This is a genomic window from Sphingobium scionense (assembly GCF_014197035.1).
GTDB lineage: Bacteria > Pseudomonadota > Alphaproteobacteria > Sphingomonadales > Sphingomonadaceae > Sphingobium > Sphingobium scionense.
Genome location: NZ_JACIEU010000071.1, coordinates 1 through 6,041 on the forward strand (window position 1 = coordinate 1; position 6,041 = coordinate 6,041).

General features: G+C 63.0%; 3 protein-coding genes and 1 pseudogene. 2 read left to right on the plus strand and 2 right to left on the minus strand.

Annotated features, from left to right (window positions below):
- Positions 1–4: 4 nt before the first annotated feature.
- Positions 5–736, minus strand: a complete 732-nt coding sequence (locus tag GGQ90_RS28595) for a cation diffusion facilitator family transporter (protein WP_246428513.1) — start codon at positions 734–736, stop codon at positions 5–7.
- Between the two features lie 49 nt (positions 737–785).
- Complete coding sequence (locus tag GGQ90_RS28600; protein ID WP_218916892.1) at positions 786–1,478, minus strand: SCO family protein; 693 nt, start codon at positions 1,476–1,478, stop codon at positions 786–788.
- 245 nt (positions 1,479–1,723) lie between these two features.
- Between GGQ90_RS28600 and GGQ90_RS28605 the strand changes: the two are divergent.
- A pseudogene (locus GGQ90_RS28605) lies at positions 1,724–4,408 on the plus strand (Tn3 family transposase); the annotation flags it as partial.
- Positions 4,409–4,484: 76 nt separating this feature from the next.
- Complete coding sequence (locus GGQ90_RS28610; RefSeq protein WP_188084624.1) at positions 4,485–5,600, plus strand: IS110 family RNA-guided transposase; 1,116 nt, start codon at positions 4,485–4,487, stop codon at positions 5,598–5,600.
- Positions 5,601–6,041 lie beyond the last annotated feature (441 nt).

The following is a 6,041-nucleotide window of genomic DNA, read 5'->3' on the forward strand; positions in this document are numbered from 1 at the left end:
ACATTCATATCTGGGCGGCATCAGCCCGCTCGCCTTCGAAGCCAAGGTGGCATAATGAGAGAGGTGACCGGCACAAATCCGTTACAAGTCCACGAGTGCTTTGAAGCAGTATCCGGAGCGAGGCGCTCATGATCCGCCACGAAGCCCAGAAAAGAACGAAGCCGAATAGGATTCCGAGCAGTGGGTCGATCTCCAGAAACCCGGTGAAGCGGATCACCAGTGCCGAGACCACCACGATGAGGCTGCCGACGAACGTCTGAAGGATGTGCCAGAAGGCACCCTTCATGTTGAGGTTGCCCTTCTGGCGCCGATATAGAAGCCAGAACGAGATCACCTCCGTCACGATCCCGCCGCTGGCAGCCAGGAGCATGGGGGTCGTCTCGAGCTCGATCGGATCCTGAAGGCGCGTTGCGCCCCTCCAGATGACGTAGCCCGCCATGACGAACAGGAAGATTCCGTTGAACAGGGCTCCGAGGATTTCGGCGCGGCCCCATCCGAAGGTGTGCGTCGGTGTTGCGCCTCGCTCACCGAGCCGCTGCGCAACGAGCGCGATCAGGACGCCTCCGACAGCCGAGAACGTGTGAAAAGCATCTGAGGTGACTGCGACAGAGCCGGTCCAGATGCCAATGCCGAGCTCGACGACGAAGTAGATGCCGGTGAGGACACCGGAGATCACCAGGGCTTTGCGGTCACCGTTTACGGCCATGTGCCCTGCGTGGCTTGAATGATCAGCCATTAGAGTCTCCTCGGATCATCTGTGGTGGAAAGCCGGCCGCCGCTGACGCTCATGCCCACCAGGAGGAAAACCAAAGCTTCAGTCTCTCCCAAAGGGTGAGCGCCTCTGTGCCGTGGGGGTGCGGGGTATGCGCTTTGTTGACGAGCGCGTTCGCAAAGATCGTGACGTTGACGGGAGAGAACCGCAGGCTGTGGAAGCGCGCGCGCAGCCTGCCTTCCTGGTCGATCAGGTGTGTCACGGCGCCATGCATCTGCATGCCGTCGGGCATGGTGGTGAACTTGAGGCCGTAGGCGGCGGCTAACTGCCGCGTTGTGCCGATCGGCTGCGAGGGCAGCGTGGTGAGAAAGGTCCAGTTTGCAGGATCCAGTCCGTGCTGACCGCCGAACTCCTTCATCACCTTAGGGGTGTCGTTTCTTGGGTCTGTGCTGATCGTGAGGAAGGCGACCTGGTCCTTCATCGGGGAGATGTTCGTCTGCTTCTGGATCTGTGCGATCTTCTCCGAATGGAGGGGGCAGACGTCTGGGCACTTCGTGTAGATGAAGTTGAGGATGACGACCTTGCCTCGGTAATCGCGGAGGCGGTGCACCCTTCCCGCAGCGTCTCGCAGGGTGAACTCGGGAGCCGGCTGGTTAACCGACTGGAAGTAGCGTTCTCGCTTGAAGAGCTGCTGCTCAACCTCCTGAAGCGAGTGCGATGCGGCGGGCGTCGCGGTGGTCAGCACGCCGATGGCCGCGATCTGCAAGGCTCCGGTAAGGCCAAGGCGTGCGTTTCGTGACGCTGCCGAGCGCCCTGCTGGCGACCCGGGCGGCATTGATGAGAGTTCGGTGTGCACCCGAAACGGGGCTGGGGAGAACGTACGTAATTTCAGCGGCATCATCGAAATTCTCGTCCGCAGGTTTCGTAGGGAGGTCGGGCCCGTACCGCTTGCCACGGTGGGAAGGTCAAGCGGCCGAACAGAACTTCGTCCGAAGCGTCGAGAGATAGCCCCCGTCCAATGCCTGTCCTGATCCGCCGAGCCCCTTTGGCATCGCTGGCGAGACGCTCGCGGCCTATGCCGTTCGACGCCAAACCCGCCACCAGCACATGGAGGCGCTGCGCCGTATCTACGGATACAGAATGTTCCCCGGACGGGGACCGTATGCCAGGGCTTTCCGCGATTGGCTTCTCGCCGAAGCCGAGCAGGCACGCTCAAACGACGACCTTGCCCGGCGCTTCATTGCCCGCTGCCGTGAAACCATGACCATCCTGCCGGCGATCACGACAATCGAGCGTTTGTGCGCGGACGCGCTCGTCGCCGCCGAACGTCGGATCGAGAAGCGGATCGCGGCCCGTCTCGATCCCGTCGCCTGTGATGGGCTCGACCGACTGACTACCGAGATGCTGCCGGGGGCGATCAGCCGCTTCATCTGGCTGCGCCGGATTGAGCCGGGCAACAACTCCGCCGCGGCGAACCGGCTGCTCGACCGGCTCGAGTTCCTGCGCGCGATGAACCTCAATGATGGTATACTTGCCGGTGTTCCACCGCATCGCGTCGCCCGGCTACGCCGGCAGGGCGAGCGCTACTTCGCCGATGGCCTGCGCGACCTCGGCGCCGATCGGCGCCGCGCTATCATGGCGGTCTGCGTCATTGAATGGGCCACGGCGACTGCGGATGCGGTGATCGAAACACATGACCGGATCGTTGGCCGCACCTGGCGCGACGCGAAGCAACTGCATGACGCGCGGGTCGTAGAAACCAGAGGCGCTACCACTGCGACTTTGAACGGCTTCACTGCACTCGGTCAATCATTGCTCGAAGCGCATGGCGACGGCGCGTCGCTGGAAGATGCGGTCGCGGGCGGGGCGGGATGGGAACGGCTCACCAGCCTCGTCGCTACGGCCAAGACGTTGACGGACACCTTGGGCGATGATCCGCTGGCCTATGTTGATCAGGGGTATCACCGCTTCCGTCGGTATGCCCCGCGCATGCTGCGATGCCTCGACCTCAAAGCTGCGGCGGTTGCACGGCCTTTGCTGGACGCGGCTACCGTCATCGCTACCAAGGGCGCAGTTCCGGCGGCCGACGATTTCTTGCGCCCGCATTCCAAATGGCGGCGACAGTTGCGGGCGAAGGGCGATGATGATGCCCGCCTCCGGGAAGTCGCGGTCATGTTTCACCTGCGCGACGCGCTGCGCTCGGGCGACATATGGCTCGACCGCTCGCATCGATATGGTGACCTGCGCCACGTCCTCGTGCCGATGGCGGTCGCGCATGCCGCGAAGCTGGCGGTCCCGTCCGACCCGCATGTCTGGCTGGCTGACCGCAAAGTGCGTCTCGCTGATGGCCTTGCCCGGCTCGGTCGCGCCGTGCGCAGCGGTACAATTCCGAAAGGCAGCATCGAGGACGGCACGCTGCGCATTGATCGGCTCACCGCTGACGCGCCGGATGGGATCGAGGATCTGGTGCTTGATCTGTATCGCCGGCTGCCGCCCGTCCGCATCACCGATCTGCTGCTCGAAGTCGATACCGCGCTGGGTTTCACTGATGCCTTCACGCATCTGCGCACCGGCGTGCCATGCGGCGACCGAATCGGCCTGCTCAACGTCCTGCTTGCCGAGGGCCTGAATTTGGGTCTGCGTAAGATGGCAGAGGCTTCCAACACTCACGACTATTGGCAACTCTCCCGTCTCGCTCGCTGGCACGTCGAAAGCGAGGCGATCGACCAGGCGCTGGCCAACGTGGTCGCGGCGCAAGGGGCGCTGCCGATGGCCCAGGTCTGGGGTATGGGCAGATCCGCATCGGCCGATGGCCAGTTCTTCCCCGCCGCACGGCAGGGCGAAGCGATGAATACGATCAACGCCCGCTACGGCAACGATCCCGGCATCAAGGCCTATACCCACGTCAACGACCGCTTCGCGCCGTTTGCATCGCGGACCATTCCAGCCACGGTCAGCGAAGCACCTTATCTACTCGACGGGCTGACGATGAATGAGGCAGGGCGACGGATCGAAGAGCAGTACGCCGACACTGGCGGGTTCACCGATCATCTGTTCGGGATCAGCGCGATGCTCGGCTGCCGCCTTGTACTGCGCATCCGCGACCTCCCATCCAAACGACTGTACGTGTTCGACCCTGCCGCGACGCCGAGCGAATTGCGCCCGCTGGTGGGCGGCAAGGCGCGTGAGGCGCTGATCGTTTCCAACTGGCCCGATCTGTTCCGCTGCGCCGCCACCATGAGCGCTGGACAGGTCGCGCCGAGCAGCATCTTGCGCAAGCTCGCCTCCTATCCGCGCCAGAACGATCTTGCCTCCGCGCTGCGCGAGGTGGGCCGGATCGAGCGGACGCTGTTCATCATCGAATGGATACTCGACGTCGGCATGCAGCGCCGTGCACAGGTCGGCCTCAACAAAGGCGAGGCACATCATGCGCTGAAAAATGCCCTGCGCATCGGCCGTCAGGGCGAAATCCGCGACCGCACGACGGAGGGTCAGCATTACCGGATCGCCGGCCTCAACCTGCTCACCGCCATCATCGTCTACTGGAACACCCTGCACCTTGGCCATGCCGTTGAGGCCCGGCGCCGCGAAGGGCTCGATACCCCCGACCATCTTCTCGCCCATATTTCGCCGCTCGGATGGGCACACATCCTCCTCACTGGCGAGTACCTTTGGCCCAAGGACGCCGGCGCTTAGACCCAATGACTGCCGGAGCCTCAAGGGCTCAAATCTGAGATGCTGACGTTGGATTGGTGAGCAACGGAGGCGAGTCATGACACAGGCAGTGAAATATGTCGGTTTGGACGTGCACAAGGAAACCATCGCGGTCGCAGTCGCTGATGGAGAACGCGGAGGCGAGGTGCGCTTTGTAGGCACAATCGTCAATGAGAACGACGCAGTCAGAAGGCTGGTCAAGCGACTGGCGGCGCCGGATGTAACTTTAAGCGTCTGCTATGAGGCTGGCCCTTGCGGCTATGGTTTGCACCGGCTTCTGACGAAACTGGGACAGGCTTGTATCGTTATCGCCCCCTCAATGATGCCGAGACGGCCGGGGGATCACGTAAAAACCGACCGGCGTGATGCGATGACGTTGGCGCGGCTGCTGCGTGCCGGCGAGCTCACCGCGATCTGGGTGCCGGACGAAGCCCACGAGGCGGTGCGCGACCTGATCCGAGCCCGGCGAAGCGCTCAGGAAAATGCTACCGAGGCGCGGCAGGCAGTGCGAAGTTTCCTGCTCCGCCACGATCGTCGTTTTGGCGGCAAGACGGCCTGGACGAAGATGTACTGGCGGTGGTTATCGGAACAGCGCTTCGACTTCCCGCACCAGCAGCTGGCCTTTGAGGAAATGCAAAAGCGGGTGCTGGAGGCTCAGGCACGGGTCGGTCGCCTCGAGGCCGCGCTGGGCGAAGCAATGCAAGCCTGGCATTTCGGAGCGCTGGTCCACAATCTCCAGGCCTTGCGCGGCATTAGGCTGATCGTCGCCGCTACGCTGGTCGCCGAGGTCGGTGATCTCACTCGCTTCGACAACCCAAAACAGTTGATGGCCTATGTCGGCCTGGTGCCCTCCGAGCATTCCAGCGGCGCTCGTACCAAGCGCGGCCGGATTACCCGCGCGGGTAATGGACATGCCCGAACCATGCTGGTCGAAGCAGGATGGTCGTATCGTCTTCCTGCCCGCGAGGAGCGCCGTTATCGTGAGCGCGTTGCTGATTTACCAGACGAAATCCAGGCGATCGGATGGAAAGCACAGGTTCGCCTGTGTCAGCGCTACCGTCGCCTGGCAGCCACCGGCAAACCGCAGCCGAAGGTGACCACTGCGATCGCGCGTGAACTGGTCGGCTATGCTTGGGACATTGCACGTCGCGTGTCACCAGCTGTGGCTGGCTGATCCACTTGTAACAATCACGAGAGGAGGCGCCAGCGGACCATTTGCATAGCCTTGGCCGGCGTGCCGCGGGCACCCGACTGTGATGGGCAATCCTCGGTACACCAAGGGGCAGGTTCATCCGATGCCCGTGCTTAGACAGAGGATAGGCCCAGCGACGGATACGGGTAGTGCGGTAACCAACCCGCGGATGAGAGCATGATCAATCGTCGTCGATCAGGCGCCCGCGGCACACCCGCCAAGGTCAATGTAACCGCTGGTCTTGCAGCCGGCGAAGGAGTAAACTCGACCAGCGTTTCGGATGGCAGTCATGAGAGGGTGTCATTCCGCCCTCAGCCGGAACCGACCCCTATCTGCTCGGCTTCAACCAGTCGGTCGCCACCGGGGTAGGTTTCATCGCGCTCGCTGGCGTCTCCGCCGAATTCGGCGTCGTGATGCTGATCT